The 430-nt window shown below is 62.3% G+C and carries 1 protein-coding gene; it reads left to right on the top strand.

Features of this window, described 5'->3' with window-relative positions; all coding sequences use genetic code 11:
* Positions 1-430 (top strand): tetratricopeptide repeat protein (locus EOA24_RS40900; protein ID WP_245502018.1); only part of this gene is annotated, 430 nt, incomplete at both ends.

Below are 430 nucleotides of genomic sequence, written 5' to 3'. Positions count from 1 at the left end.
CCGGAATCGATGGCGCAAGCGGAAGAGGCAGCAATGCGAGCGGTAACGCTGGATGACAGCGATCCCTGGGCGCACTGGGCGCTGGCTATAACCAAGCTGTACACACGACGGCACGATGGCGCCATCAACGAGGCCGAGCGCGCGTTAGCCCTCAATCCGAACTTCGCCGAAGGGCACGTCATCCTCGGCGAGGCGCTGCACTATTCGGGCAGATCCGAGGAGGCCCTCGAGAGTTTCGCCCGAGGGAAGACCTTGAATCCATACTTTCCGGACGTGCTTCTGCACTTCCAGGCCTTGGCGCAGTTTCAACTTGGAAGGTACGAAGAGGCCATTGACCTTTTGATGCAACGGCTGGCGCGCAATGCCGTCACCGACGTCTCGCGCGCGCTTCTAGCCGCCTGCTACGGCCAGCTGGGCCGTTTCGCCGAGG

The sequence above is a fragment of the Mesorhizobium sp. M2A.F.Ca.ET.039.01.1.1 genome (assembly GCF_003998035.1).
Lineage (GTDB): Bacteria > Pseudomonadota > Alphaproteobacteria > Rhizobiales > Rhizobiaceae > Mesorhizobium.
Note: the sequence above shows the minus strand (reverse complement) of the source record. Positions and strands in the feature narration are given on the sequence as shown.